The organism is Pseudomonas rustica (assembly GCF_018336155.1).
GTDB classification, from domain to species: Bacteria; Pseudomonadota; Gammaproteobacteria; order Pseudomonadales; family Pseudomonadaceae; genus Aquipseudomonas; species Aquipseudomonas rustica.
In genome coordinates this window covers 194,120-215,436 of record NZ_JAGYHF010000006.1, presented here as the reverse complement: position 1 = coordinate 215,436, position 21,317 = coordinate 194,120, and the positions used below count along the sequence as shown (strand labels likewise).

Sequence of the window (21,317 nt, the reverse complement as noted above, 5' to 3'; positions counted from 1 at the left end):
GCAGTGGAAAGAGTTCAAGAACAGCAACTGATGGTAAAACCAAACTAGATTTAACGAAGAAATGACGCCACTAGATTGTCACTTTTAAACGCTGAGGGGCACTGTTCGAGAGTGAACAGAGACATGCGAAATGAGTGTGTTTCAAAATATTTCAAGAACGAAACGTCGTAGCCCGCGATTTAGAAGGGCTGGGCATGCATACAGGGGCAAAGTGGATCCAACCACTGATTTGCGCACAAGTTATCCACAGGCTTGTTGCCTTGCAATGTCATTTTGACCCCATTATCTTGTAGGTCATCTCGACAACAACACTACATGTTGTGTTTTTGGCGAGAGGCTGAGGTTTCAGTGAACACAGCGGGTATGCGTGCAAAGTTTGGACGCCGAGCACACATACCCGCCAATCCCTGAGCCAATGCGGACATTGGTGGGACGCGCATTAGAGAAAAACCGACTTTGGATGTCAACCATTCAGCTCGGCTTTCCGCTCAAGGGTTGCTCCTGCCTACTCGATTTTTTCTAGATACAGGAGCACCTAATCGTGCCGAAAAATCCTAAACAAACTTCGTCTCACGTGGCCAGCTTGGCCTCCAAAATCCTGCGTAGTGATAGCTCCTCGGCCATCCAGAAGGAATTGGCAGGGTCGGCCATGGCTCAAGCTTCGACCGGCAAGCAAACCGGTGCCGATATGGAGACTAAAGCCAGTCATGTCCTCGACAGCAACAAGTACAACGCCACCACCAAGACCCTAGCGGCCTCGGTACTCGCCCAATCGAACAAAGAGCGGGGTGAGTAAAAATGGCTCAGTATTTCGTGAACCGTAATGCACAGACCAATGGTGACCACGAGGTGCATACCAGTACGTGCATCTATTTGCCGGCACTCCATAACCGCCTTGATCTTGGCTATCACACCACCTGTGTGACCGCTGTTCGCCAGGCTCGCAACACCTACCAGCAGTCGAACGGTTGCCGGACGTGTTCCTCGGTATGCCATACCCAGTAATTTTTGAAGTCTCATCGGAAGCTCTGGGCGGCTTTGCTGCTGCCCATCTTCTGCAGGTTAATGGGCTTCCGGGACATTAAGTCTATTCAAAGTTGCGTCTGATGAAGGTTGCGTCTAATGATTCACGATCATGAATACAGCCTATTGGGCGGGGTAAATCGAGCTCTGATTGGCCGGTACTTGACACTACTGGCAAGCGCGATTTCCGGCATTGCGGTTTTTTTGCTGCTGTCAGCTGAAGATTTGGCTAAAAAGTATGACCTGCCTGTAAATCTTCCACCGACAGCCCTGTCACTAATTGGCGCAGGTATAGTTTTTGCCCTGCTGTACGCACTATTCAATAAGACAGTTTGGAAATGGCGCTGGGCAGTTAAATATCTAAAAGTTCCTGATCTTTCGGGAGAGTGGCAGTGCACTGGAACAACACTGGACACCGAAGGAAATCCGATTCGTTCTTGGCAAGCCGATGTATATATTTGTCAAACTTGGGACAAGATTAGAGTGCGATTGAAGACACATCAATCAGGCTCCAACAGTATCACTGCGGCATTGGTTCACGATGAAGCTGACGGATACCGCCTTCTTTATAACTACCAGAATGATCCTAACCCCGGCGAACCTGAGCTTCGGGGACATGTTGGCAGCGCAAACCTTTTGTTTGCTAAATCACTAGATTGCGCAAAGGGTGACTATTTTAACGGTTACGGTCGGCCCACCTATGGGCGAATGGAGCTTAGGAGAAAAAATGAACACACCAATTAACGAACGAATCAATCGTCTGCGCTCCAGACGCTCGGGCCTTGATAGATCCGCTGTAATCGCGATGGATGCGAAGGATTTCATCGTGAACCGAAGCCTTACAAAAGAGGCGTGGGAACATAGGGTTAAAGACAAGCCGAATACAACATTTGCTTTAGGCGCTATGCAAGAGGTAGACCCTACCTACACACGCATCAGCATCGAAACCGCAGAACGGGTTAGCAACCAGTTGTCGAAGAGGACAAGCGGCAATCTTGAATTCGAGCTACAGGGTTCAGTACCGCTTAATGTCCATATTCGAGGGGTCAGTGATGTCGACCTTTTAGCGATAGAAGCTGACTTTCATACCTATGATGCGCGTGGGTACATGAGTACATCGGGTCAGTATCGTTCACCGACCTCACGCACCTCAGTTGGCGTGTTGACTGCTCGCAGGGGGGAAATTAGTAAAGCTCTTCGCGATGCGTTTCCCGCAGCGACAATTGACACCTCTGGCTCCAAGGCCATTAAATTGCAAGGAGGGTCGTTAGCGCGTCCAGTTGATGTCGTGCCTTCCCACTGGCATGACACTATTAGTTATCAAGCATCTGGTCAGAAACACGACCGTGCTGTCACCATCCTAGATTCGCATAAAAACACCACGATTGAAAACTGGCCTTTCCTGCACATCAAAAAAATACGAGAACGATGTGAAACCACGAGTGGCGGGCTCCGCAAATCAATAAGATTATGTAAAAACATAAAGGCAGATCTCGAGGCGGAAGGAAAAGCTGTAACGATCTCCAGCTTTGATATTGCCTCAATAATGTACCACGCCAACATGCATAGTCTCTCCGTTGGCGCCTACTATGAATTAGCGATATTAGCTGAGACCCAAAGATATTTGGATTACTTGTGGAACAACAAGGAAGAAGCGAGGCGACTGATAGTGCCAGATGGATCTCGCTTTATATTTAACACGGAAGACAAGTTTAACGGCTTGATGCATCTCTCCGTGGCCATGGACAGTCTCCTTCGGGAGGTCGCTAAAGAGCAAAGCTTCCTGCTGAGCTTATCCGAGAAACCACTCTTGGATGCCAGTAGGGCAGCGGTGACCAACGCGCTAATTTTTTAAAGGCAGTCAGTGGGGAATTGAGGAAGCATGCACGCAACCTTGAGACAACGACGGGTGTCCATAGAAACCAAATATCGTATGGACAGTGCCTATTTAGACGCAGGCCAATGAAAACGGGACGTTCAGGTGTCTGTCCATACGGCCATATGGGGGGAAGAGTGACTCGCCGACGATGGTGGTTTTCAGTGGTTTCGAGGCGTTGGCGGTACGCAACACGCCGAGCACCGCGATCGGGTCGGTGGGCGAAATCAGCGCGCCGAACAGCAGGCAGTAAAGGAAACTCACGTGCCAGCCGAACAGGGCAAAGATGTAAAAGGCGAGGCTGCCGATCACCGTGGTGGCGATCAACACACCGAAGGTCGCCAGCAGGCCAATCGGCCAGCGGTAGCTGCGCAGGTCGTTGAGGTTGACGTGCAAGGCGCCGGCGAACAGCAGGAACGAGAGCATCCAGTTCATCAGCAGATCACCGAAGTCGATCTGGCCGATCAGTTGCTGCACGCGTTCTTCGAGACCGGGGTAGCCGAGTACGCTCAGGCCTTGCAGGATCAGCGAGAACAGCAGCGCGGTGACCATCACGCCGATGGTCGGCGGCAGTCCGATGAAGCGGAAGTTGACGAAGGTGAGGAGGGTGGTGAGGCAGATGAAAGCGGCGACAAGTTCAAGCATCCGGGGTCCTTTGGATGGAGGGGTTTTTGAGGTGCGGCCATACTTGGGCGCAAGGGTTTGATGGGGTGACAGTGGCTGAGGGCACAAGCTTCCCTCACCCCAGCCCTCTCCCGGAGGGAGAAGGAGCCGATCTTGGTCGAGTTCAAATCCTGAGTTCGACTCGAAGTTTCAGGTCGGCGTAACTCGCACATTCACCTCGGTCAGTCCCCTCTCCCTCTGGGAGAGGGTCAGGGTGAGGGCTAGCCGGACACATTGACCGCAACCGCCCCTCGACGTTGCAGATAAATAAACAAAAGCGCCGTCAGCACCGTCAACCCGCCGACCAGCGCCCCCGTCCACGGCAGATCCGCCAGATCCGCACCGCTGGCAACCACCAGCCCGCCGATCCATGCACCCGCCGCGTTACCCAGATTGAATGCGCTCTGGTTCAACGTCGAACCCAGATTCGGTGCTTCATGCGCCTGATCAATAATCAGCAACTGCAAAATCGGGCACAGCGCAAAGGCAAAAATCCCCCACAGCACCAGCGTGATTGCGGCGGGTACCACCGAACGGCTGGTCTGACTAAACGCCGCCAGAATCACCACAACCGCCAGCGCCACACCGACCAGCGAAGGCAACAAACGGCTGTCCGCCAGACGTCCACCGAGCATGCTGCCACCGGTCAAGCCCACGCCGAACAACAGCAACATCACGGTCACGCCATGCGGGCTGACGCCGGTGATGTCCTGCAGGATCGGCGCGATGTAAGTGAACACGCTGAACAGACTGGTCGAGGCCAGCACGCTCATGCCCAGCGCCAGCAGCACATTGACCTTGCCCAGCACTTTGAACTCGCTGGCGAGGTTGGCCTTGTCCATCGGGATGTGTTTCGGCAGCCAGAACCACTGCGCGAGGGCGGCGATGACGCCGATTACCGACACTGCCCAGAACGTCGATCGCCACCCGGCGTACTGGCCGAGCGCTGTGCCCAGCGGCACGCCGAGGACGTTGGCCAAAGTCAGGCCGGTGAACATCATCGCAATTGCTTGCGCACGTTTGTTCGGCGCAACGAGCCCGGCGGCAACCACCGAGCCGATGCCGAAAAACGCACCGTGGCACAGCGCCGTGACCACGCGTGCAGCCATCAGCGTCGCGTAGTTCGGGGCGAGGGCGCAGAGGATGTTGCCGAGGATGAACATCAGCGTCATGCCCAGCAGCGTCGCTTTGCGCGGCATGTTGGCGGTGCCGACCGCCAGGATCGGCGCGCCGAAAACCACGCCCAGCGCGTACCCGGTGATCAACAAACCAGCGTGGGGAATGCTCACGGCGAGGTCGCGGGCGACGTCGGGCAGCAGGCCCATGATGACGAATTCAGTAGTGCCGATGCCGAATGCGGCAACAGCGAGGGCAAGCAAAGCGAGTGGCATGCGCAAGGTCTCTGTCGGTAGTCTTGACGCTGTGATCAGGCGTACGCAGGCCATCGACCGTTCTCGGAGAGAGGCGGTGCAGGCGGGAATTATTGGAATTTTTCTGTGCGCAACTGAGTGCGGCGTGGTCGCTTGCAGTATAAACAGCTGCTGACACATCGCGAATCAATAATCTGACTATTCGAATTATCGATTTTCACTGTAGGAGCTGCCGAAGGCTGCGATCTTTTGATCTTGCTCTTAAAAATCAGGATCAAAAGATCGCAGCCTGCGGCAGCTCCTACACGGGGATTCAAAAAAATAAGAGGTGAAAGGTGCTGGCGACGGGTTTGGTATTGATGGCGGCGCTGTTGCATGCGACGTGGAATACGTTGATCAAATTCAGCGCCGAGCGGCTGCTGGTGGTGGCGTGCATGGACACCGTGGCGCTGCTGGTCGTCGCCATCGCGTTTCCGTTTGTGAGCCTGCCGCCCATGGAAATCTGGCCATGGATTCTGGCGTCGGCGGCGTTTGAACTGCTCTATCGCTATTTGTTGATTCAGGCGTATCGGGTGGGCGATCTGGGGCTGGTCTATCCACTGATGCGCGGATTGTCGCCGCTGGTGGTACTGGCGCTGACCCTGATCTTCGCCGGTGAGGTGCTCACCCCCCAGCAGATCTTCGGGATCATGCTGATTCCGTTTGGCATGGTCTGCCTGCTTTGGCAGGGCGGCGGTGGCAAACACTTGCCGTGGTCGATGCTGCCCGTGGTGGCGCTGATCGGCTTGTGCATCGGTTGCTACACCTATATCGATGGCCAGGCGCTGCGGCGCTGGTCGCATCCGCTGGATTATCTGGTCTGGGTCACGCTGCTCAGCGCCTGGCCGTTTCCGTTGCTGGCGTGGGTCGCCAAGCGTCCGGCGTTCATGCTGTTCTGGCGCGAGCAATGGAAGCTCGGTCTGGCGGTGGGCTTCTGCGTGTTGGCCAGCTACGCTCTGGTGCTGTGGGCGATGCAGTTGGGCTCGATTGCCGAAGCGGCGGCGTTACGTGAGATCAGCGTGATCCTGGTGGTGCTGTTCGGAATGCGCTACCTCAAAGAACCTTTCGGCCGACCGCGGCTCTTAGCCTGTGGGCTGGTGCTGATTGGCATGCTGATCATGAAGTTCTGACAGCCCGCGAATTCTATAACTCGAAAAAAGGACGGCGTTATGACGGTGGCTCTGTGGTGTGTGTTGATCGCGATATTTTTGCCGTATGTCTGCACCGGTGTGGCCAAGGCTGTTGGCGGCTATCGGCTGAGTGACAATCATGATCCGCGCGACTTTCTCGAAAGCCTGAATGGTGTGGCTCGACGGGCGCATGCGGCGCAATTGAACAGCTTTGAAGTGATGCCGGCGTTTGCCGCGGCGGTGCTCGTCGCGCATCTGGTGGGGACTGCGCAGTTGGTGACAGTGAATGTGCTGGCGGTGATGTTTATCACCAGTCGCCTGCTGTACATCATTTGCTATCTGGCCGACTGGGCGATCTTGCGCTCGCTGGTGTGGTTTGTGGGGATGGGGTTGATTGCTTCGTTCTTCTTTGTATCAGTCTGATTATCGGGTGTGGCTGATGGCCTCTTCGCGAGCAAGCCCGCTCCCACAGTTGGAATGCCTATCCATGTGGGAGCGGGCTTGCTCGCGAAGGCTATCTAACAGCCATCGATAATCTCAGGGCTTACTTCTTCTCTGTATCAGCCACCTGCGGCACTTGCGGCAGCGGCGCGCCTTTTGGCCAGAGCATCCAGATTTGCCCCTGCTGTTTCATGTCCCCGGCCAGTTGCCCGGCTGCATCACCCGTGCCCCAAAACAGATCCGCACGCACCTCGCCAGCAATCGCGCCGCCGGTATCCTGCGCCGCGACCGGGCGAACCAGTGCGGTGCCATCCGGGCGTGTGGTCGACAGCCACAACAGACTGCCCAATGGAATCACCTTGCGATCCACCGCCGCGCTATAGCCAGCCGTTAGCGGTACGTTCAGCGAACCGCGCGGGCCTTCGTTGCTGTCCGGGTTGCGGGTGAAGAACACGTAGCTCGGGTTGCTGCCCAGCAATTCCGGGATGCGCGACGGGTTGGCCTTGGCCCAATTGCTGATCGCGCTCATGGTCACGTCTTCTTTCTTCAACTCGCCTTGCTCGACCAGCCAACGACCAATCGGCCGGTACGGATGACCGTTCTGATCGGCATAGGCGATGCGCAGCTGTTTGCCGTCCTGAGTCTGGATGCGCCCGGAACCCTGAATTTGCAGGAATTGCAGGTTCATTGGATCGGTCAGGTAAGCCACCACTGGGGCTTTCACACCTTTGGCTTCGATGGTCGCGGCGTCGTCGTAAGGTTTGAGCACGCGACCTTCGAGACGACCGCGCAGGCGTTTGCCCTTCAATTCCGGATAGATGCTGTCGAGCGAGACGATGATCATGTCTTCGGGCACGCCGTACACCGGGACATTCGCTACGTCGGTTGGAGTCAGGCTGCCGGGGTAGACCGGTTCGTAGTAACCGGTGATCAAGCCGTTGGGATTGTCGTTTTCAGCACGCAGGCCGAAGACATCGAGGTTCTGTTTGAGAAAGGCGCGAATCTCGTCGGCGCTCTGCGGCACAGTGGCCGCTGCTGCGCAGGTCGGGCCCCAGACCGTATCAGCCTTGAGTCGGGTGCAGGCGCTGCGCCACGAGCCAAAACCGGCGACCAAATCGCTGTCGGACACAACCGGCAGTGCTTCCCACTTGGCGCTGGAGTAAGTGGCCAGTGCGTGGGTTTTCGGCTTGGCAGTCTCGCCACCGGTGCAGCCGGCGAGGATCGCCAGCAGCGGAAGGGTTGCGATCAGTGGGTGACGCCAGGCCTTGAAGCGGCTGTTCATGGAGTAATTCCTGTGCCGGTCGCCCGAATGCTCCATGCGTTCAGACAACCCTTAATTTTAATAGGGCTATTGGTGTTTGTCGGTGACGCGGGGATACTGGCCGCCGATTCCGTGACCTGAAGCCACCATGACTCTTAAAAGACTTTCTGTTGTATTGCTGGCCTGTCTGACCTTGTCCGCCTGTGGCGGTGTCGATCCGAACTCTCCACTGGGTCAACGCAAGGCAATCTTCAAACAAATGCTCAAAACCGGCGAAGACCTCGGTGGCATGTTGCGCGGACGCATTCCGTTCGACGGGCCGAAATTTGCCGAAGGCGCGGTCAAACTCGATGCGCTGTCCCATGAGCCGTGGAAGCATTTCCCGCAGGTGCGCGAAGAAGATCACACCAGCGCCAAGGACGATGTCTGGCAAAAACAGGCGCAGTTTCAGGACATGGCCCGCAAGCTGGAAGCGGCCACCGGTGAATTGGTGATCGCCAGCCAGGTTCAGCCGTACAAGGCCAGTAACCTCGGGCCTGCGGTGCAGAAGGTTGAAGACGCCTGCAGCGCTTGCCATAAACAGTTTCGGGATCATTGATCTTCAATACTGCTGAGTAACCCTGTGGCGAGGGGATTTATCCCCGTTGGGCTGCGAAGCAGCCCCAAAACCATACAGCCGAGTTTTTTCAGTCAGACCCGGCCAGCCGGATTTGCGACGGCTTCGCCGCCGAGCGGGGATAAATCCCCTCGCCACAAGGGCATCAATTACTTATCGATTTCATCCAGCGCGTCTTGCAGTTCTTTGCGCGACTCGGCGAGTTTGTCTTTGCGCTTGTTGATCTTTTCCGGATCGCCTTTCTTCATCGCCTTGTCGAGATCAGCCTGGCGCTGGCTCACTTCGTGTTTGGCTTCGAGCACTTTGTTTTCGCGTTCTTTCTTCAGGCCAGCGTCGGTGCAGTTCTTGGTCACTTCATTCAGTGCAGTTTCCAGACCGGCCTGCTGATCGGCATTGCCACGGGATTTGGCTTGTTCGATCTGGTTCATGATGCCCTGCTTTTTAGCAGCGCAACCGGTCAGGCCCGGGGCGTCTTCGTCAGCCATCACGGGGGCGGCCATTACGCCGCAAAGGGTCAGCAGGGCGAGCGGTGCGAGAAATTTCATAAAAGCTCCATGTGCAAAGGCAATCGGGTCGGTAGGGCACTGCGCTGTTGGAGCGCTTTGCCGGCCGTTGGGTTCCCGGCTTGCGGGGGTTGCGTGTTCAGAAACCGTCGATTGCGGCGGCCTGTAAGGTTTCACTCAGAGCCAGCACTTGCGGGTCGCGAAAGAATGCGCTCAATTGCGCCGCGCGTCCCGGGCCGATACCGGCTTCTGCCTGCCATTGTTCGGTGTCACGTTGTGCCAGCGCCTGCCACGAGTCAGGCAGTTGTGCCTGACCGGTTGGCGGCATGCCCAAAGCTTTCAGCCATTGAGCGAACGGCCGTTGGCGCGCGCTGTTAAAACTGTTGAGCAAACGCGCGCTGCTGCGCTCGCCGAAGCCGGTAATGTTAGCAAGCTCTGGCGCGTCGAGGGTTAACCAATCCAGCAGGTTGTTCACGCGGCGTGTTTCGAGAAGTTTCTCCCAAGTGCCGCGCCCGACATTCTGCATCGCCAATCCTTGCTTGCCACTGAGCCAGGTCAAGCGCGCGAGAAACTGGCTCTCGCAACCGGGGGTGGGTTGCCAGCAGCTCAGCGCGTGGAAGTCGTCGGCGTTGGGGATGTTGAGGGCTGTGCGTTCGGTGGCGCGCAGCACAACGCTATCGAGCCGTGGAATGGTCAGGCCGGCGAGGCTGATTGACACTTGATCACCGGGGCGAATGTCCAGGTCTTGCCAGCGTTTGAACGAGCTGGCGCTGACCCGTTTGATTTCGCGGTCATCGAGCATGACGGGTTTGAGTTCGAGTACCGGCGTGATGCGCCCGGTGCGCCCGATCTTGAAGTTGACCTTACGTACTTCGGCCAGCGCTTGGGCAAAAGGATACTTCCAGGCAATTGCCCAATACGGAGCGCGCACCTGCCAGCGCTCGGCGGGTGGTCGTTGGCTCTGGCGCAATACCACGCCGTCAGTGGCAAAGGGCAGGGGCGAGCGATACCAGTGATCGCGCCATTTCTGAGCTGCAGCAAAATCGGTGACGGGGTGGCTGTACGGTTCAATTGTGGCGAAACCCAGCGTCGCCAACGTGGCGATTCGCTCGGGCAATTGCGCTGGGCCTTGGGGCCAGTCCCAAACGAACAATCCAACCCCGGAAGCTTGCTCGGCATCCAAAGATTTTCGCCCCATCAGGCCGGCGACGGTGGCGCGCGCGTTAACGCTGCCGGATCGAACTTGCACGTGTTCGTTCAGACGCCAGTAGAGTTCGCCCTGCACCAGCAAATCCAAGGGTTGTGACAGGCGTTGCGGGATGGCGCCGATTTTCTTCGCTGAGGCCGTCCAGTCCTGCCCGCTAACCCCGTCGCCACGGCTGATGGCTTGTTGCAAAACGCCCGCGCGATAAATCAGCGTCACGGCGACACCGTCGACTTTGGGTTGAATCCAGACATCCTTGCGATCATGTAGCCATGCACCCACGGCCTCATCTTTGTGGATTTTATCCAGACCGGTATGGGCGATAGGGTGCGCGACCGAGCCTGCGGCTGTGCGCAAGGGATCGGGCGGCGAGGGCAGGTTGAAGCACGCCCGCCATTCGTTCAGTTGCGCAACGGATTGGTCGTAGAGTTCGTCGGCAATCAGTGAACGGCCTTCGCGGTGGTAGGCGTCGTCCCATTGGTTGATCTGTTTTTGCAGGGTGGTGATTTCGCGTTGGGCTTGGGGCCCGGGCCAGTTCGGGCAGGTGGCGTGGGCGCTGAATGTTGCGGGCATCAGCAGGACAATAAATAACAGGCGCAGCGTGGCAAGCATCGTGAGCGTCCTTGCTCGAGGGGAATGATTGAAGGTTAGGCGAAGATATTTACTCTGCCGGGTGGGTGTTTTACGGCTTGTTTCTGTGCAATGAAAAGAGCCCCTCACCCTAGCCCTCTCCCGGGGGGGAGAGGGGACTGACCGAGTGGTTTGTTGGATATGCATCGACCTGAACGTTCTGAGTTGAACTCCGGGTTTCAAGCACAAAAAAACCCCGCACGGCGCGAACCGTGCGGGGCTTTTTGTGCCGCCGGGGAAAGTCTTACAGACCAGCAGCAGCGCGCAGGGCGTCGGCGCGGTCGGTTTTTTCCCAGGTGAACGTGGTGAAGGTGTCTTCGCCAACGGTCTTGGTCTCTGGCGTGCGACCGAAGTGGCCGTACGCTGCAGTTTCCTGGTACATCGGGTGCAGCAGGTCGAGCATGGTGGTGATTGCGTATGGACGCAGGTCGAACACTTCACGCACCAGTTTGACGATCTTGTCGTCGCTGATCTTGCCGGTACCGAAGGTGTTCAGTGAGATCGAAGTAGGCTGAGCCACACCGATCGCGTAGGAAACCTGAATCTCGCAACGCTCGGCCAGGCCGGCAGCGACGATGTTCTTGGCAACGTAACGGCCAGCGTACGCAGCCGAACGGTCAACCTTCGATGGATCTTTGCCGGAGAACGCGCCGCCGCCGTGACGGGCCATGCCGCCGTAGCTGTCGACGATGATCTTGCGACCGGTCAGACCGCAGTCACCTACCGGGCCGCCAATGATGAACTGGCCGGTCGGGTTGATGTGGAACTGGGTGTCTTTGCTCAGCAGTTCGGCAGGCAGTACGTGCTTGACGATCAGCTCCATCACGCCTTCGCGCAGGTCTTTGTACGACACTTCAGGGTTGTGCTGGGTCGACAGAACAACCGCGTCGATACCGACAACCTTGCCGCCTTCGTAACGGCAAGTCACTTGCGACTTGGCGTCCGGGCGCAGCCAAGGCAGCAGACCCGATTTACGGGCTTCAGCCTGGCGCTGCACCAACTGGTGCGAGAAGGTGATCGGTGCAGGCATCAAAACGTCGGTTTCGTTACTGGCGTAGCCGAACATCAGGCCCTGGTCGCCGGCGCCCTGATCTTCAGGCTTGGCACGGTCAACACCCTGGTTGATGTCTGGGGACTGCTTGCCGATGATGTTCATCACGCCGCAGGTCGCGCCGTCGAAGCCGACGTCGGAGCTGTCGTAGCCGATGTCGAGAATCACGTTACGCACGATCTCTTCCAGATCGACCCAGGCGCTGGTGGTCACTTCACCGGCAACGATGGCCACGCCAGTCTTGACCAGAGTTTCCACGGCAACGCGTGCGTGTTTGTCCTGGGTAATGATGGCGTCCAGCACCGCATCGGAAATCTGGTCGGCGATTTTGTCCGGATGTCCTTCAGACACGGACTCGGAGGTGAAGAGGGAGTATTCGCTCATCTCGATGTTTTCCTGAATTTACCGATGGTGAGTGTCGCCAGCCGGTCGCTGAAAGTGGCGAACCTGGATCTGGAAACCATTACGTAAGCCTACATAGAGGCTTTCCCCGGGAACGAGTCCCGCAGCGGTGGCCCAACGGGCCAAATCGTCCTGTTCAAACCCCAACCATAGATCACCGCAGGCCTCCCTGGCCCAACTCTGGTTGTGGCTACATAACTCTGTCACGAGCAGACTACCGCCCGGTTGCAGCAGGTCGGCCATGTGCTTGAGCGCATCGGCCGGCGCGGCGAAATGGTGCAAGACCATATTCAGTACAACGCAATCGGCCTGAAGGCTTGTGCCGTTCAATGCATCGGCCAATTGCAGGCTGACGTTAGCCAGCTGTTCACGTTCACATACCTGACGCGCCAGTTCGAGCATCGCCGGGCTGTTGTCCAGCGCGGTTACAGTGCCGAAGCGACGCGCCAGTTCCGGCAGAAAAGCACCATCGCCGGGGCCGATTTCAATGGCCGTGGCCGCACCATTGAAGTTCAGTTTGTCGAGCAGGGCCAGCACGCTGTCGCGGTACTGCGGCAGGCCGGCGATCAAGTCTTGCTGGGCGCGAAATTTCTCCGCGACCCGAGCGAAAAAGTCCTGACTGGCCGCGGCACGTTGGCCATGCACCTGTTCGATCCGCGCTTGCACGTCGTCAGGCAGGTCGAGGTTGTCGACTTCTTCTAACAATGCAGCGTGCAATTTGCCGCCAAGCAATTCGGTGTGGGGCAGGGCGCGGCGATAAAAAATCGCGTTGCCTTCGCGGCGCGTTGCCACCAGATCGGCCTGCGCCAACACTTTAAGGTGATGGCTCATGCCGGACTGACCGATGCCGAAAATCTGCGCCAGCTCCAGTACACCGAACGAGTCGTTGGCCAGCGCGCGCAATACATTCAGCCGCAACGGATCGCCGCCGGCCTTGCACAGGGCCGCCAGCTCGTCGCAATCGTCATGGCGAATGGAAGGCACGCGTAAATTCATAGGGCCGCAGTCTAGTGACGGTGAGAATTCCTCGCAAGGGCAATATCAAAAAGTTTTGATATTGCTCGATCAATGGCGCTTTTTATTGCACTTCTAACCAAGCGGTTCACTCTACAAACGAACAGCGGAAAGGTTTCACCAGCCGAAACCGCCGTTAAGCATGGGAAAAACGCCTGCCGATGACTATCTATCATTGCCCCGAGGCGTCCCGGTGAGGGAAAATGCTCGCCTTTTTTCCGTTCCGATTATTCACCCTTAGTTTCAGAACCCCAGGAGATCAGCGATGCCTAGCCGTCGTGAGCGTGCCAACGCCATTCGTGCCCTCAGCATGGATGCCGTGCAAAAAGCCAACAGCGGCCATCCCGGTGCACCTATGGGTATGGCAGATATCGCCGAAGTGCTTTGGCGCGACTACCTCAAGCACAACCCGAGCAATCCATCGTTCGCCGACCGTGACCGCTTCGTGCTGTCCAACGGCCACGGCTCGATGTTGATCTACTCGCTGCTGCACCTGACCGGTTACGACCTGTCGATCGACGACCTCAAGCAGTTCCGTCAATTGCACAGCCGCACCCCGGGCCACCCGGAATTCGGTTACACCCCGGGCGTTGAAACCACCACTGGCCCGTTGGGTCAGGGTCTTGCCAACGCCGTCGGTTTCGCCCTGGCTGAAAAAGTCCTGGGCGCGCAGTTCAATCGTCCAGGCCACGACATCGTCGACCACCACACCTATGTGTTCCTGGGTGATGGCTGCATGATGGAAGGCATTTCCCACGAAGTTGCTTCCCTGGCCGGTACGTTGGGTCTGGGCAAGCTGATCGCTTTCTACGATGACAACGGCATCTCCATCGACGGCGAAGTCGAAGGCTGGTTCACCGATGACACCCCGAAGCGTTTCGAAGCCTACAACTGGCAAGTGATCCGCAACGTTGACGGTCACGACCCGGAAGAGATCAAGACTGCCATCGAAACCGCGCGCAAGAGCGCGCAGCCGACCCTGATCTGCTGCAAGACCACCATCGGTTTCGGTTCGCCGAACAAGCAGGGCAAAGAAGACTGCCACGGCGCCCCATTGGGTGACGCGGAAATCGCTCTGACCCGCAAGGCGCTGAACTGGAACTACGGCCCGTTCGAAATCCCGGCCGACATCTATGCCGAGTGGGATGCCAAGGAAAAAGGTCGCGCGGCCGAAGCCGAGTGGGATCAGCGTTTCGCTGCTTACTCCGCCGCGTTCCCGACCGAAGCCAACGAACTGATCCGTCGCTTGAGCGGTGAGCTGCCGGCTGACTTCTCCGAAAAAGCTTCGGCCTACATCGCTGAAGTCGCGGCCAAGGGCGAAACCATCGCCAGCCGTAAAGCCAGCCAGAACACCTTGAACGCCTTCGGCCCGCTGCTGCCGGAACTGCTTGGCGGCTCCGCTGACCTCGCCGGTTCCAACCTGACCCTGTGGAAAGGTTGCAAAGGCGTCAGCGCTGAAGATGCCAGCGGCAACTACATGTACTACGGCGTGCGCGAATTCGGCATGACCGCGATCATGAACGGCGTGACCCTGCACGGCGGCCTGGTGCCTTACGGCGCGACCTTCCTGATGTTCATGGAATACGCGCGCAACGCCGTGCGCATGTCCGCGCTGATGAAGAAGCAAGTCATCCACGTCTACACCCACGACTCCATCGGTCTGGGCGAAGACGGCCCGACGCACCAGCCGATCGAGCAACTGACCAGCCTGCGTACCACACCGAACCTCGACACCTGGCGTCCAGCCGATGCCGTTGAATCGGCCGTGGCCTGGAAAAATGCGCTGGAGCGCAAGGACGGCCCTTCGGCGCTGATCTTCTCGCGTCAGAACCTGCAACACCAGGAACGCGATGCTGGCCAGATTGCCGACATCAGCCGTGGCGGTTATGTACTGAAGGACTGCGCAGGCGAGCCTGAGCTGATCCTGATTTCGACCGGTTCGGAAGTCGGTCTGGCGGTTCAGGCTTACGACAAGCTGACCGAACAGGGCCGCAAGGTGCGCGTTGTTTCGATGCCTTGCACCAGCGTGTTCGATGCTCAGGACGCTGGCTACAAGCAGGACGTGCTGCCGTTGCAGGTTGGCGCGCGTATCGCGATCGAAGCGGCGCACGCCGACTTCTGGTTCAAGTACGTGGGGCTGGAAGGTCGCGTGATCGGCATGACCACTTACGGCGAATCGGCTCCGGCTTCGGCACTGTTCGAAGAGTTTGGCTTCACCCTGGAAAACATCCTGGGTCAGGCTGAAGAACTGCTGGAAGACTGATCCGGAAAAGATGTCGCCTGAGCTGACGTCTTCGCGAGCAGGCTCGCTCCCACATTGGAATGCATTTCCCTGTGGGAGCGAGCCTGCTCGCGAAAGCGTTGGTTCGGGCAACATCGCACTGCCTGATTCACCACGGTAATCGAGAACCCCATGCCTCAACCGCGTCCTTACAAAGTTGCACTCAACGGCTACGGCCGGATTGGTCGTTGCGTCTTGCGTGCGTTGTTTGAGCGAGGCGAGAAAGCCGGGTTTGAAATTGTCGCGATCAACGATCTGGCGGACATGGCCAGCATCGAATACCTGACACGCTTCGACTCCACCCACGGCCGTTTTCCGGGCGAGGTGCGAGTAGAAGGCGATTGTCTCTATATTAATGGCGACTGCGTGAAGGTTCTGCGCAGTGCCACCCCCGAAGGTATTGATTGGGCGTCGCTTGGCGTCGATCTGGTGCTTGAGTGTTCCGGTGCCTACAACACCCGCGAAGACGGCCAGCGCTTTCTCGACGCCGGCGCGCCACGCGTGTTGTTCTCGCAGCCGATGGCCAGCGAGGCGGATGTCGACGCCACCATCGTTTACGGCGTCAATCAGGATTGCCTGACCGGCGACGAACTGCTGGTGTCCAACGCCTCCTGCACCACCAACTGCGGCGTGCCGCTGTTGCGCCTGCTCGACAAGGCCATCGGCCTCGATTACGTGTCGATCACCACCATTCACTCGGCGATGAACGATCAGCCAGTGATCGACGCCTATCACCACGAAGACCTGCGCCGCACGCGCTCGGCGTTCCAGTCGGTGATCCCGGTGTCCACTGGTCTGGCGCGCGGGATCGAGCGTCTGCTGCCGGAACTTGCCGGGCGAATTCAAGCCAAAGCCGTACGCGTGCCGACGGTCAACGTGTCCTGCCTCGACATCACGATGCAGACCGCCACCGCGACCGACGCCAATGAGGTCAACCGGATCCTGCGCGAGGCCGCCACCAGCGGCCCGCTCAAAGGCCTGCTCGCCTATACCGAGTTGCCGCACGCCAGCTGTGATTTCAACCATGACCCACATTCGGCCATCGTCGATGCCAGTCAGACCCGTGTTTCCGGCCCAAAACTGGTGAACATCCTGGCCTGGTTCGACAACGAATGGGGTTTTGCCAACCGAATGCTGGACGTTGCAGAACACTATCTGCAAACAGCCATTTCAAAAAAACCGTAGGAAGTGCGACCCATGACCGTGTTGAAGATGTCCGACCTCGATCTGCAAGGTAAGCGCGTATTGATCCGCGAAGACCTCAACGTCCCAGTCAAGGACGGTGTTGTCACCAGCGATGCGCGTATCCTGGCTTCGCTGCCGACCATCAAGCTGGCCCTGGAAAAAGGCGCGGCCGTGATGGTCTGCTCGCACCTTGGCCGTCCGACCGAAGGCGAGTTCTCCGCCGAGAACAGCCTCAAGCCTGTCGCTGACTACCTGAGCAAAGCGCTGGGCCGCGAAGTGCCGCTGGTGGCTGATTACCTCGGTGGCGTTGACGTCAAGGCTGGCGACATCGTGCTGTTCGAAAACGTGCGCTTCAACAAAGGCGAGAAAAAGAACGCTGACGAACTGGCCCAGCAATACGCCGCCCTGTGCGACGTGTTCGTGATGGACGCGTTCGGCACCGCTCACCGCGCCGAAGGTTCGACCCACGGCGTGGCCAAGTTCGCCAAAGTCGCCGCTGCTGGCCCACTGTTGGCCGCTGAACTGGATGCACTGGGCAAAGCCCTTGGCGCACCGGCTCAACCAATGGCAGCCATCGTTGCCGGCTCCAAGGTGTCGACCAAACTCGACGTGCTGAACAGCCTGAGCCAGATCTGCAATCAGCTGATCGTCGGCGGCGGCATCGCCAACACCTTCCTCGCGGCGGCTGGTCACCCGGTGGGCAAATCGCTGTACGAGCCGGATCTGCTCGACACCGCGCGTGCAATCGCCGCCAAAGTCAGCGTGCCATTGCCGGTTGACGTCGTGGTTGCCAAAGAATTCGCCGAAACCGCAGAAGCCACGGTTAAGCTGATCGCTGACGTCGCTGCTGACGACATGATTCTGGACATCGGCCCGCAAACCGCAGCCAACTTCGCCGAACTGCTGAAGTCGTCGAAAACCATTCTGTGGAACGGCCCGGTCGGCGTGTTTGAATTCGACCAGTTCGGCAACGGCACCAAAGTGCTGGCTCAGGCCATCGCTGAAAGCTCGGCATTTTCCATTGCTGGCGGTGGCGACACCCTGGCCGCCATCGATAAATATGGCGTGGCTGAGCAAATCTCCTACATTTCCACCGGTGGTGGCGCGTTCCTCGAATTCGTCGAGGGCAAAGTGCTGCCAGCCGTTGAAGTCCTGGAAAGCCGGGCCAAGGCCTGAGGCCGCCCGTTTGGCCAGGCAAAGGAGTGTTTACATGGTCAAGTCGTTAGCGCTGTTGTTGCTGACCGGTACGCTGGCGGCCTGCGGGAGTAACCCGAAGGCCGAAGCTACGCCGGCGCCGAGCGAGTCGCAGAAGGGCTGTTATCAGGCCGACTGGCAGGCCGAAACCAACCCGGTGCTGAACAAGCGCTCGGGGCCGGACGGTCTGGACAAATACGAGACGCAAACCCCGGCCAAGGAACATGGTTGTCCTTGACGGGTCTGACTCTTTAACTCAGGGCTGGCGGCGTGCGCCGTCAGTCGAGGAACACGGATGAAAGGCTTGATCGCCATTGCGGCGTTGGCATTGTTGGGCGGTTGCGCGCAGTTGAACCTGTTCCAGTCGTCTGCCCCGGCGGATAACTGGACGACCTGGACCTGCGACAGCCAGGCCAAAGTGCTGTGGCGCTACGCCGATGCCGACAAGAAGGAAGTCGACGTTCGACTGGGTGGCGGTGATCAGGTCTATCGCCTGAAAGAAGAGCCGGGCGCTTCGGGCACGCTGTACAGCGACGGCATGCTGGCGTTTCACGTCAAGGGAGAGGAAGGCCTGGTGTACTGGGTCGCCACCAATGACCTGATCGGCCGCGGCTGCAAAGCCGAGTAATTGCAACACCGCAGGCCCAATGTGGAAACAGATCCAACTGTGGGAGCGAGCTTGCTCGCGAAAGCGGTGGATCAGCTTGCATCAATGTTGGGTGTTGAAATGCATTCGCGAGCAAGCTCGCTCCCACAGGGGTTCTGTGTAGCTCTCAGGATTCTGCTTTATCGAATCACCAGACCGGGCCTCAACCCCCGATCTGCAATCACTTGAATAGCCGCCGCCGCTCCGGCAGGCTGGCACGATTAACGACCCTCAACCGGGAGAGACACACACAATGGCACTTATCAGCATGCGCCAGATGTTGGACCACGCAGCCGAATTCGGCTACGGCGTTCCAGCTTTCAACGTCAACAACCTTGAGCAGATGCGCGCCATCATGGAAGCCGCTGACAAGACTGACTCCCCGGTGATCGTTCAGGCTTCGGCCGGCGCTCGCAAATACGCCGGCGCACCATTCCTGCGTCACCTGATCCTGGCCGCGATCGAAGAGTTCCCGCACATCCCGGTGTGCATGCACCAGGATCACGGCACCAGCCCTGACGTCTGCCAGCGTTCGATCCAACTGGGCTTCAGCTCGGTAATGATGGACGGCTCGCTGGGCGAAGACGGCAAGACCCCGACCGACTACGACTACAACGTCCGCGTTACCCAACAAACCGTGGCCATGGCTCACGCCTGCGGCGTTTCGGTAGAAGGCGAGCTGGGCTGCCTGGGTTCGCTGGAAACCGGCATGGCCGGTGAAGAAGACGGCATCGGCGCCGAAGGCGTTCTGGATCACAGCCAAATGCTGACCGACCCGGAAGAAGCCGCTGACTTCGTTAAACGCACCCAGGTCGATGCCCTGGCCATCGCCATCGGCACCAGCCACGGCGCCTACAAGTTCACCAAGCCACCTACTGGCGACGTGTTGGCGATCGACCGTATCAAGGAAATCCACAAACGCATCCCGAACACCCACCTGGTGATGCACGGTTCCTCGTCGGTGCCACAAGAGTGGCTGGCGATCATCAACCAGTACGGCGGCGACATCAAAGAAACCTACGGCGTACCGGTTGAAGAAATCGTCGAAGGCATCAAATACGGCGTACGCAAAGTCAACATCGACACCGACCTGCGTCTGGCATCCACCGGTGCGATGCGTCGCCTGATGGCCACCAACCCGAGCGAATTCGACCCACGTAAATTCTTCGGCGCGACCGTGACCGCAATGCGTGATGTGTGTATCGCTCGTTATGAAGCGTTCGGTACTGCGGGCAATGCTTCGAAGATCAAACCGATCTCGCTGGAAGCGATGTATCAGCGTTATCTGAAAGGTGAGTTGAACGCTAAGGTTAACTAAGCGTTTGGTCTGACCTGTTAAGGAAACCCGCCGAGAGGCGGGTTTTTTGTTGGTTTTGAACGCGGCAACTTTTCTCCTTGAGTGTTGATACGTATTAAGTTCGGCCGAGGCCAAAACCTTGATATGTCCAAACACCATTGGGGCCTGCATAGTTGCGGCCTCCACTTAAGGTATTAAAGTCCGACGTGTTAAATGTCCAGCTTTCGGCGTTTTCTCCGACAGTCCCGGTCAGCATCACAGTCGTGGTGGTTGCACCGATGGTTTGATGTCCCGTCAGTGTGCCTGTGGGGCCGCTGATGCTGGCAGTTGCTGTCACTGCTCCGCCGATGTCATCACTGTAAGTTACGTAAAGGTAAATATTGGCTCCGCCGAAAGCGCCATAGTAGTTTCCAACTAGCTTGCCCATGATAAAAATCCTTTTTGTATAAGGTTTCTAGGTGAACCAGAATTGATGCTTGATTTTTAATTGCAGAGAGAAACTTAAACTATGCCTTTTTCTGTGTCGCCTGTCAGAGTTGACAGTTTTTAATAACATTTCGCGATACTTGTGCAGTAAACAAGTGATCACCTGTAGGAGTGAGCCTGCTCGCGATCGCGATGGGTCATTCAGCACAGATGTTGAATGCTGGTCCGACATCGCGAGCAGGCTCACTCCTACAGTTGGATCGGATGTGATCTGCCAGGTAGGAGGTGTCTGCGAGGCCGTCATCGTTGGCAAGCCAACTCCCACAGGGGGGCCTCGGTGGGTTATTTATCGTGATCGATATCCAGTTTGGTGAAGGTCACCTGGCCGCCTTCGCTGGTGTAACCGGTGTTGTCTTGTACGTAAACCCCGGCCTTGAAGTACAGCGGCTTATCCCGCCACGTTGCGCTGATCTGGGAATCCCATTGATAACCGGCCGCGCTCACGCCTAGCGCGCCGCCCGGGCTCAGGTGGATGAGGTAGTTGAATTCGTTATCCAGTTTGATCCCGGTGGCCAAAGTAATAACGCGGCTTTCTTTGTCATCCGGGTGCATGCGCACTTTGATCACGAGATTGCCGGTTTCAGTCTTGGTCTTGTACTGATATTCGAGTTTCACCATTGGCCGCTGGCTTTCATACGCATGAATCTGGCCGATCACGATTTTGCCCGAGCTCGGCACTTTGTTGACCGTGACCGTCGCGCGCAGCAGGTTGTCCGCATCCGGGTAGTACCAGTTTCGCAGCGTGCCATTGCTGTAGGTCTCGCGCAGTTCAGTGCGCGGATAGATGGCGTTTTCGGTTTTAGAGCCGGTGACCGGTGACCAGAAGAACAAGGTGCCGGTGTCGGAATGGAAGTACTGATCTTTGAAGCCATTCACCAGTTTTGAGGTTTCGACGGTGTACGGCGGACTGCCGACGGGAACGCTGAGGTTCCAGGTTGCGAGATCGATCATGTCGGTTCTTCCACTCAGTTCATCCTGAACGCGGGTGCCAGAAGCTCTAGCCCG

Annotated in this window: 20 protein-coding genes and 1 pseudogene; 12 read left to right on the top strand and 9 right to left on the bottom strand. The window is 57.8% G+C overall.

Annotated elements, in window-relative coordinates; all coding sequences use genetic code 11:
• The first annotated feature begins 541 nt into the window (after positions 1–541).
• From KFS80_RS13485 to KFS80_RS13475, 3 genes are all read left to right on the top strand, one after another.
• Positions 542–796 carry a hypothetical protein gene (locus tag KFS80_RS13485; protein WP_011167585.1) on the top strand — a complete coding sequence of 85 codons (255 nt, stop codon included), beginning with the start codon at positions 542–544 and terminating at the stop codon, positions 794–796.
• 326 nt (positions 797–1,122) lie between these two features.
• Positions 1,123–1,767, top strand: coding sequence for a Cap15 family cyclic dinucleotide receptor domain-containing protein (locus KFS80_RS13480; RefSeq protein WP_095023256.1), 645 nt, complete (start codon positions 1,123–1,125; stop codon positions 1,765–1,767).
• The gene (locus KFS80_RS13475; protein ID WP_095023257.1) at positions 1,751–2,878 is read left to right on the top strand and encodes a nucleotidyltransferase-like protein; all 1,128 of its coding nucleotides are present in this window, start codon (positions 1,751–1,753) and stop codon (positions 2,876–2,878) included. Before KFS80_RS13480 ends, KFS80_RS13475 begins: the two co-directional genes overlap by 17 nt.
• A gap of 153 nt (positions 2,879–3,031) precedes the next feature.
• Here the strand turns inward: KFS80_RS13475 and KFS80_RS13470 are convergent.
• Positions 3,032–3,544 (bottom strand): annotated as a pseudogene (locus KFS80_RS13470) (cation:proton antiporter domain-containing protein); the annotation flags it as partial.
• Between the two features lie 239 nt (positions 3,545–3,783).
• Positions 3,784–4,953 carry an MFS transporter gene (locus tag KFS80_RS13465; RefSeq protein WP_212545061.1) on the bottom strand — a complete coding sequence of 390 codons (1,170 nt, stop codon included), beginning with the start codon at positions 4,951–4,953 and terminating at the stop codon, positions 3,784–3,786.
• A gap of 314 nt (positions 4,954–5,267) precedes the next feature.
• On the opposite strand from KFS80_RS13465, the gene KFS80_RS13460 reads away from it, so the two are divergent.
• Together KFS80_RS13460 and KFS80_RS13455 are read left to right on the top strand one after the other, a co-directional pair.
• The gene (locus tag KFS80_RS13460) at positions 5,268–6,101 is read left to right on the top strand and encodes an EamA family transporter (protein WP_212545060.1); all 834 of its coding nucleotides are present in this window, start codon (positions 5,268–5,270) and stop codon (positions 6,099–6,101) included.
• Between the two features lie 39 nt (positions 6,102–6,140).
• A complete protein-coding gene (locus tag KFS80_RS13455) occupies positions 6,141–6,524 on the top strand; it encodes an MAPEG family protein (protein WP_053124636.1) in 384 nt (127 codons plus the stop codon).
• A 121-nt stretch (positions 6,525–6,645) separates the two neighbouring features.
• On the opposite strand, the gene mltA is transcribed toward KFS80_RS13455, so the two are convergent.
• Complete coding sequence (gene mltA / locus KFS80_RS13450; protein ID WP_212545059.1) at positions 6,646–7,824, bottom strand: murein transglycosylase A; 1,179 nt, start codon at positions 7,822–7,824, stop codon at positions 6,646–6,648.
• Between the two features lie 127 nt (positions 7,825–7,951).
• On the opposite strand from mltA, the gene KFS80_RS13445 reads away from it, so the two are divergent.
• A complete protein-coding gene (locus tag KFS80_RS13445) occupies positions 7,952–8,401 on the top strand; it encodes a c-type cytochrome (protein WP_212545058.1) in 450 nt (149 codons plus the stop codon).
• A gap of 167 nt (positions 8,402–8,568) precedes the next feature.
• Here KFS80_RS13445 and KFS80_RS13440 read toward each other — a convergent pair whose 3' ends face one another.
• The 4 genes from KFS80_RS13440 to KFS80_RS13425 form a co-directional block, all read right to left on the bottom strand.
• Positions 8,569–8,964, bottom strand: coding sequence for a DUF1090 domain-containing protein (locus KFS80_RS13440; RefSeq protein WP_159811855.1), 396 nt, complete (start codon positions 8,962–8,964; stop codon positions 8,569–8,571).
• Positions 8,965–9,061: 97 nt separating this feature from the next.
• Positions 9,062–10,738 (bottom strand): NAD-dependent DNA ligase LigB, encoded by a 1,677-nt coding sequence (ligB, locus tag KFS80_RS13435; RefSeq protein ID WP_212545057.1) that lies wholly within the window; start codon positions 10,736–10,738, stop codon positions 9,062–9,064.
• Positions 10,739–11,000: 262 nt separating this feature from the next.
• Positions 11,001–12,191: a methionine adenosyltransferase gene (gene metK / locus KFS80_RS13430; RefSeq protein ID WP_053124627.1), complete on the bottom strand. Its 1,191-nt coding sequence runs from the start codon at positions 12,189–12,191 to the stop codon at positions 11,001–11,003.
• Between the two features lie 18 nt (positions 12,192–12,209).
• Positions 12,210–13,205, bottom strand: a complete 996-nt coding sequence (locus tag KFS80_RS13425; protein ID WP_212545056.1) for an ArsR/SmtB family transcription factor — start codon at positions 13,203–13,205, stop codon at positions 12,210–12,212.
• Between the two features lie 283 nt (positions 13,206–13,488).
• On the opposite strand from KFS80_RS13425, the gene tkt reads away from it, so the two are divergent.
• From tkt to fba, 6 genes are all read left to right on the top strand, one after another.
• Positions 13,489–15,486: a transketolase gene (gene tkt / locus KFS80_RS13420; protein ID WP_212545055.1), complete on the top strand. Its 1,998-nt coding sequence runs from the start codon at positions 13,489–13,491 to the stop codon at positions 15,484–15,486.
• Positions 15,487–15,636: 150 nt separating this feature from the next.
• Positions 15,637–16,689, top strand: a complete 1,053-nt coding sequence (epd, locus tag KFS80_RS13415) for an erythrose-4-phosphate dehydrogenase (RefSeq protein ID WP_053124623.1) — start codon at positions 15,637–15,639, stop codon at positions 16,687–16,689.
• A gap of 12 nt (positions 16,690–16,701) precedes the next feature.
• Positions 16,702–17,865: a phosphoglycerate kinase gene (locus tag KFS80_RS13410; RefSeq protein WP_008081033.1), complete on the top strand. Its 1,164-nt coding sequence runs from the start codon at positions 16,702–16,704 to the stop codon at positions 17,863–17,865.
• Positions 17,866–17,899: 34 nt separating this feature from the next.
• The gene (locus KFS80_RS13405; protein WP_007913756.1) at positions 17,900–18,121 is read left to right on the top strand and encodes a hypothetical protein; all 222 of its coding nucleotides are present in this window, start codon (positions 17,900–17,902) and stop codon (positions 18,119–18,121) included.
• Between the two features lie 57 nt (positions 18,122–18,178).
• Positions 18,179–18,511: an MliC family protein gene (locus tag KFS80_RS13400; protein WP_159811850.1), complete on the top strand. Its 333-nt coding sequence runs from the start codon at positions 18,179–18,181 to the stop codon at positions 18,509–18,511.
• A 271-nt stretch (positions 18,512–18,782) separates the two neighbouring features.
• Positions 18,783–19,847 carry a class II fructose-bisphosphate aldolase gene (gene fba, locus KFS80_RS13395; protein ID WP_007913760.1) on the top strand — a complete coding sequence of 355 codons (1,065 nt, stop codon included), beginning with the start codon at positions 18,783–18,785 and terminating at the stop codon, positions 19,845–19,847.
• Positions 19,848–19,941: 94 nt separating this feature from the next.
• On the opposite strand, the gene KFS80_RS13390 is transcribed toward fba, so the two are convergent.
• The gene (locus KFS80_RS13390; protein ID WP_159811849.1) at positions 19,942–20,253 is read right to left on the bottom strand and encodes a hypothetical protein; all 312 of its coding nucleotides are present in this window, start codon (positions 20,251–20,253) and stop codon (positions 19,942–19,944) included.
• Positions 20,254–20,594: 341 nt separating this feature from the next.
• Entirely contained in the window at positions 20,595–21,263 is a 669-nt protein-coding gene (locus tag KFS80_RS13385; RefSeq protein WP_212545054.1) for a polysaccharide lyase family 7 protein, read from the bottom strand.
• Positions 21,264–21,317: the final 54 nt, after the last annotated feature.

What these genes read in the sequence shown, in the direction of transcription:
- KFS80_RS13480 (WP_095023256.1), top strand. Translation starts at nt 1,123, where the DNA reads ATGATTCACGATCATGAATACAGCCTATTGGGCGGGGTAAATCGAGCT.
- KFS80_RS13475 (WP_095023257.1), top strand. Translation starts at nt 1,751, where the DNA reads ATGAACACACCAATTAACGAACGAATCAATCGTCTGCGCTCCAGACGC.
- KFS80_RS13465 (WP_212545061.1), bottom strand. Translation starts at nt 4,953, where the DNA reads ATGCCACTCGCTTTGCTTGCCCTCGCTGTTGCCGCATTCGGCATCGGC.
- KFS80_RS13455 (WP_053124636.1), top strand. Translation starts at nt 6,141, where the DNA reads ATGACGGTGGCTCTGTGGTGTGTGTTGATCGCGATATTTTTGCCGTAT.
- mltA (WP_212545059.1), bottom strand. Translation starts at nt 7,824, where the DNA reads ATGAACAGCCGCTTCAAGGCCTGGCGTCACCCACTGATCGCAACCCTT.
- KFS80_RS13445 (WP_212545058.1), top strand. Translation starts at nt 7,952, where the DNA reads ATGACTCTTAAAAGACTTTCTGTTGTATTGCTGGCCTGTCTGACCTTG.
- KFS80_RS13440 (WP_159811855.1), bottom strand. Translation starts at nt 8,964, where the DNA reads ATGAAATTTCTCGCACCGCTCGCCCTGCTGACCCTTTGCGGCGTAATG.
- ligB (WP_212545057.1), bottom strand. Translation starts at nt 10,738, where the DNA reads ATGCTTGCCACGCTGCGCCTGTTATTTATTGTCCTGCTGATGCCCGCA.
- metK (WP_053124627.1), bottom strand. Translation starts at nt 12,191, where the DNA reads ATGAGCGAATACTCCCTCTTCACCTCCGAGTCCGTGTCTGAAGGACAT.
- KFS80_RS13425 (WP_212545056.1), bottom strand. Translation starts at nt 13,205, where the DNA reads ATGAATTTACGCGTGCCTTCCATTCGCCATGACGATTGCGACGAGCTG.
- tkt (WP_212545055.1), top strand. Translation starts at nt 13,489, where the DNA reads ATGCCTAGCCGTCGTGAGCGTGCCAACGCCATTCGTGCCCTCAGCATG.
- epd (WP_053124623.1), top strand. Translation starts at nt 15,637, where the DNA reads ATGCCTCAACCGCGTCCTTACAAAGTTGCACTCAACGGCTACGGCCGG.
- KFS80_RS13410 (WP_008081033.1), top strand. Translation starts at nt 16,702, where the DNA reads ATGACCGTGTTGAAGATGTCCGACCTCGATCTGCAAGGTAAGCGCGTA.
- KFS80_RS13405 (WP_007913756.1), top strand. Translation starts at nt 17,900, where the DNA reads ATGGTCAAGTCGTTAGCGCTGTTGTTGCTGACCGGTACGCTGGCGGCC.
- KFS80_RS13400 (WP_159811850.1), top strand. Translation starts at nt 18,179, where the DNA reads ATGAAAGGCTTGATCGCCATTGCGGCGTTGGCATTGTTGGGCGGTTGC.
- fba (WP_007913760.1), top strand. Translation starts at nt 18,783, where the DNA reads ATGGCACTTATCAGCATGCGCCAGATGTTGGACCACGCAGCCGAATTC.
- KFS80_RS13390 (WP_159811849.1), bottom strand. Translation starts at nt 20,253, where the DNA reads ATGGGCAAGCTAGTTGGAAACTACTATGGCGCTTTCGGCGGAGCCAAT.
- KFS80_RS13385 (WP_212545054.1), bottom strand. Translation starts at nt 21,263, where the DNA reads ATGATCGATCTCGCAACCTGGAACCTCAGCGTTCCCGTCGGCAGTCCG.